Origin of the sequence: Lyngbya sp. CCY1209 (assembly GCF_035615495.1) — a bacterium.
In the GTDB taxonomy this organism is placed as follows: Bacteria; Cyanobacteriota; Cyanobacteriia; order Cyanobacteriales; family Microcoleaceae; genus Limnospira.
The window spans coordinates 1-4,773 of sequence record NZ_JAJENU010000400.1 but is presented as its reverse complement, the minus strand read 5'-3'; the positions used below and the strand labels follow the sequence as shown (position 1 = coordinate 4,773).

Genomic DNA, 4,773 nt, shown 5'->3' with positions numbered 1-4,773 from the left:
AAGGGCACAGGCTTGCCCCCACCGATGATTTATTGATGGGGTTGAATATCCGTGGGAGCAACCGTCTCTGGTTGCTCACCAACCGATCATGGGCAAGCACAGAGGCTTGCCCCCACCGGTGATTTATTGATGGGGTTGAATATCCGTGGGAGCAACCGTCTCTGGTTGCGAATTTACAATCCCGATATCGCCGAAAAAATGGCGGAACACGCCCGCTCTTACAAGCAAAAGTTTTAATTGAAGGTGGGAGATGGGCAAGCATAGAGGCTTGCCGCTACCGATGATTTATTGATGGGGTTGAATATTCGTGGGAGCAACCGTCTCTGGTTGCTCACCAACCGATCATGGGCAAGCATAGAGGCTTGCCCCCACCGATGATTTATTGATGGGGTTAAATATCCGTGGGAGCAACCGTCTCTGGTTGCTCGCCAACCGATCATGGGCAAGCACAGAGGCTTGCCCCCACCATTCTGGGAAGAGATCGGGACAAATCTAAAATCCAAAATCTAAAATCTAAAATCCCCATTAGGGTTGATGTCAATGTTGAAAAATGATCTATTATTGCTCTATTCAAAACTAAATTGCTGAGGAGTCAGAATGACTATTTTGAGGAGAGCGGCTTATCTTGCTTGTCTGGTTATTTCGTCATTGAGTGGCGGTCAGGTTTTGGCCCAAGAGAATTTTTCCACCCCTCAAACATCCGGCGACAACGTACAACTCAAGAAATACCTCAACAGCCTGGTGAGGGGAAAAAATCCCGACGCGGAACCGGTACGATCGCTCGCTGCGGTGAGCGAAAACGCCCCGTCTACTGACGCGACGGATCTGGGGGTTCTGGGGGTGCAACCGGAGTGGCGGATCGCCGAGGAGACGGTGCTCGAAGAAGCGATCGCCCAATCCCCGGAAGCAGAAGAAGAAGTTGACCCCCGCCGCGCCGCCGATCGCTACAACCGCCGCCTCAGCAACCACTACAGCTATTTCGCCGTCGGGGGTAATATCGGCATCACCGGCGACGCCTCCGGCTTGGGCAAAGGGGGGGGCGGAACCCTCGGAAAAACGGGTTATTCTGAAAATATCTCCCTCCACACCGGCGGGATCATTCTCGGCGACAGCGCCAGCGTCGGCGCCCTGACCTACGATTTTCCCGTCCGGGCTGATACCGGGGCGGTGCTGCTGTCCCCCTTCGTGGGGGCGGGGGCGATTTGGGCCGACCTGTTCAACGAGGATTTCAGCTTCGGTCCGCTGTTCATGGCGGGGGTTGACGTCCCCATTTCCTACAGCTTCATCCTCACCGGCCGCGTCAACGTCGGCTACCTCCGGGAGAATACGGAGGTGGGGATCATGCTGGGTGTGGGTTACATCTTCACCCGCAGCATCTGGGATTTATTCTAGGGACTGGAGGGGAACTACACTCGGGTCGAGGATTTTGGGACTTGACCCGTGAAACTTGATCGCCAAAGACTGCTTTCCCCCGTTCCCGCCGAAAATGTGGGTGATCTTCCCGACGCCAAATGTCGTGTGAAATACGCGATCGCCCACTTTCCAAGTTTCGGGATTTGTCGCCGGGGTCGGTTTCGCCCTTTTCTTCTTTTTGCCGGTTTTCTTCGTCGCCGGCTTTTGAATCGGACGGACGAAAGGACGATATCCCTCGATCAAATTCTCGGGCAATTCTTTCAAAAACATCGACGGGACGCAGGGTTCCCGATATCCCCACAGCCGCCGTTCCAAGGCGTGGGTGATGAATAGCTGTTCCTGGGCACGGGTAATCCCCACATAACACAGCCGCCGTTCCTCTTCCAAACTGAGGGGATCGTCGATACTGCGGAAATTGGGAAATAACCCCTGTTCTAACCCCACCAAAAACACGATCGGAAACTCCAACCCCTTGGCCGAATGTAAGGTCATCAGAGATACCGCCTGCTGTCCTTCTTCCAAGTTGTCTAAATCTGAGGATAGGGAGGCGCTGGCCAAAAATCCTTGCAAGCTGCTATCTTCGTACTCCTCCTGATACTGGGAAACCGCGTTGCACAGTTCCCGCAGGTTATCTAAACGGTTGTCCGCCTCGTCGGTTCCCTGATTTTTGAGATCGTCGAAATAGCCGCAATCGGCTAAAATTCCTTCTAAGATATCGAGTGCAGAAGTGGTTTCAACGCGATCGCGCCAGGATTGAATGATTTGGGCGAACCGATTCACCGATTTGGCCGATCGCCCCGCGACGGTATTCACCGAATCCTCGTCGCCGACAATTTCCCACAGGGGAACCCCCAACTGTTGGGCGGCATTGTTCAACCCGTCGAGGGTCGTCCGCCCGATCCCCCGCCGGGGCACGTTGATGATCCGCTGCAAGCTGACGCTATCGGCGGGATTCGCCAACACCCTCAGATAGGATAAAGCATCCTTAATTTCTTTGCGATCGTAGAACTTCAGACCGCCGACGACATTATAAAGAATGTTATTCCGCAGCAGGACATCCTCAAAAGGCCGTGATTGGGCGTTGGTGCGGTAAAGTATGGCAAAACTTCCCGGCCCGAGTTCCGGATTTTGGTCGATCAGCATTTTAATTTGATCGACGACAAACTGGGCTTCGGCGATTTCCTCGTCCGCCTGATAGCAGTAGATCGGCGTGCCTCCCGATCGCGTCGGACGCAGCACTTTTTCAATTCTGGCGGTATTATTTTGGATGAGATGATTGGCGACTTCCAGGATATTTTCCCGCGATCGGTAATTTTCCTCCAATTTAATTAAAGTCCGGGTGTCGTCGTCCGACAAACCGTCCCCGAAATCGTCCTGAAATTCCAGCAAAATCGTATAGTCCGCCATCCGGAACGAATAGATCGACTGATCCACATCCCCCACCACGAAAATCGATCGATTTTTCCAATTCTCGAACGATCGCGGCTCTTCCCCGTTCGTCGCCAACAGCCGGATCAGGTCGTACTGGGTGCGGTTGGTGTCCTGATATTCGTCTACTAATATATGGCGGAATTTTTGGTGCCAGTAGGCGAGCACCTGTTCGTTTTGCCGGAACAGGGCGACGGGAACCCGGATCAGGTCGTCGAAGTCGAGGGCGTTGTTGGCCGCCAGGGCATCCTGATACAGGCCGTACACCTCCGAAATGACGCGCCCCGAATAGTCCGGGTTTTCCCGCGAATACTCCTGTGGCGAGAGTCCCAGGTTTTTGGCGTTGCTGATTTTGTAGCGGATCTTGCGGGGGTCGAATTTTTTGTCGTCCAGGTTCAGTTGTTTGGTGACGATCTGCTTCACCTGGGCCTGGGCGTCGGATTCGTCGAAAATTGAGAAGTTCTGCTGCCACTGCCGCCCCTTTTCGTCCTGATATTTGTTGATATCGTAGCGGAGGATGCGGGCGCACAAACTGTGGAACGTCCCCATCCACAGGTGTTTGGTGAGGGTGCGGTAGACGTGCGATCGCAGTTGGGTCTGTTCGGCCGGTTCCAGGGCCGAGAGGGGCTTTCCGTACTGTTTTTGAGCCTGCTGCTGGGCGAAAATGGACTCGACCCGCTCTTTGATCTCCCGGGCGGCTTTATTGGTAAAGGTGACGGCGAGGATATTTTCCGGGTTGACGCGGTGGGTGTGGATCAGGTTGGCGACGCGGTAGGTGAGGGCGCGGGTTTTCCCGGAACCGGCCCCCGCCACGACGAGCATCGGGCCGCAGAAGTGTTCGACGGCTTGCCGCTGGGAGGGGTTGAGGGTGGTGAGGAAATCGACGGTTTGCATGGAAGGTGCGATCGCATCTGGGGGCGGACAGAGTGTCTATTGTACAAAAAATCGAGCCGGCAAAGAATTGATAATTGATAATTGATAATTGATAATTATCAATTCATCAACTCCCCCCCCACTCCCTACTCCCTACTCCCTACTCCCTACTCCCTACCTTCAAACGATGCGGTTGACGATCCCCCAAACCTCGCCGTCCGATCGCACGTGGGGGACGGAGATGTTGCTGAATCCGGTGATGAAGGGTTTATAGTACACCTGCCAGTAGAGGGGGCTGATTTGGTCGGCGATCGCTTTGAGGGATTTTACCTCTTCGGAGAGCTCCCGGGCGAGGTGGTTGATGCGATCGGCGTGGACTTGGGCCTGGAGTCGGCTTTCCTCCATTTGCTGTTCGAGGGGGTGGCGGTGACTCCATTGGTCCAATTGTTGCTTTTTGTGGCGAAGCTGAGTTTTCAGGGCCGCGATCGCATCGTCGATCCCTTTGAGTTCGGCGGATTGGTTGGCGGTTTCCCGGGCCTGGCGCCGGTAGGCTTGGGCGATCGCTTGGGGGGAATCGTCTTCCGGGGTGACGGTTTCGATGTGAATCTGCTCCCGTTCCCGTTGCAGTGCCAGAATTTGGGTGCGGATCGCTTCAATTTCGGCTCGGAGTGATTGCATGATGGGTGTTCCTGAAATAAACCGGAAAATTGTAACAGTATCTTTACATTTTAAAGGCGGGCGATCAGTTAATATTGCAGAGCGGATTTGAGTCGAAATCTCCCCTCAATTCCTCAAATCTTCCTTTGACCTCGGGCTGAAACTCCGTCAGGCTACAAGGGACTCCAAGCCTCATCCGCACTACCGTAGACGGCGATCGTCCGGGGATCGCGGCGACGGCGTTTCTTTACTTAAGTTTATATCAGTCGAAGCGATCGCTCATCCAAATGTTAAGTTTAGTTTAATACCCTTGCACTTCTCTCTGAGGGTGGTAAATTAGTAATTGAAGCGAATAAAGCTTCAGTTGACAGATACCAAAGCGATGTTCATTCTGTCTGTTTG

The 4,773-nt window shown here is 53.9% G+C and carries 3 protein-coding genes; 1 reads left to right on the top strand and 2 read right to left on the bottom strand.

The window, feature by feature from the left end; genetic code table 11:
- Positions 1-597 precede the first annotated feature (597 nt).
- Positions 598-1,392, top strand: coding sequence for a hypothetical protein (locus tag LKE08_RS11950; RefSeq protein WP_324704456.1), 795 nt, complete (start codon positions 598-600; stop codon positions 1,390-1,392).
- On the opposite strand, the gene pcrA is transcribed toward LKE08_RS11950, so the two are convergent.
- Together pcrA and LKE08_RS11940 are read right to left on the bottom strand one after the other, a co-directional pair.
- Positions 1,384-3,735 carry a DNA helicase PcrA gene (gene pcrA, locus LKE08_RS11945; RefSeq protein ID WP_324704455.1) on the bottom strand — a complete coding sequence of 784 codons (2,352 nt, stop codon included), beginning with the start codon at positions 3,733-3,735 and terminating at the stop codon, positions 1,384-1,386. The genes LKE08_RS11950 and pcrA overlap by 9 nt on opposite strands.
- 159 nt (positions 3,736-3,894) lie before the next feature.
- Positions 3,895-4,392 carry a hypothetical protein gene (locus tag LKE08_RS11940; protein WP_324704454.1) on the bottom strand — a complete coding sequence of 166 codons (498 nt, stop codon included), beginning with the start codon at positions 4,390-4,392 and terminating at the stop codon, positions 3,895-3,897.
- Positions 4,393-4,773: the final 381 nt, after the last annotated feature.